The 441-nt window shown below is 34.0% G+C and carries 1 protein-coding gene; it reads left to right on the forward strand.

From position 1 onward, the window contains the following. Positions 1-441, forward strand: a 441-nt coding sequence (locus tag JHD69_RS20410) for a sugar phosphate nucleotidyltransferase (RefSeq protein ID WP_255530815.1), incomplete at both ends; no start/stop codon positions are given.

A 441-nucleotide genomic window follows, 5' to 3' on the forward strand; every position in this document is an offset into this window, starting at 1 on the left:
GCATCTTTTGAAACGGGCAAGAGCAAGAACATAAATATCCAGTATGTTTGGGAGGATGCGTCGCTTGGAACAATTGGCGCAGTATCAAAAATTAAAAATTTTAATCATGAGTATGTTCTTGTTACGAATTCTGACCTATTGACAAATCTTGATTATGAAGATTTTTTCTTAGATTTCTTAAAACATGAGGCAGATTTGGCCATTGTTACTATTCCATATGTTGTAAATGTTCCATATGCGGTACTTGAAACAGACAATAAACAAATTTTAAGTTTTAAGGAAAAACCGTCTTATACATATTACTCAAATGGAGGAATTTATTTGATGCGTAAAGAGGTGCTAAACTACCTTCCTGCAGAAACTTTCTTTGATGCCACAGACCTGTTAGAGATTTTATTAAAGGAAGGAAAGAAAGTGGTTTCTTATCCCTTGTCGGGATAT

This window comes from Pedobacter sp. ASV12 (assembly GCF_016429155.1).
In the GTDB taxonomy this organism is placed as follows: Bacteria; Bacteroidota; Bacteroidia; order Sphingobacteriales; family Sphingobacteriaceae; genus Pedobacter.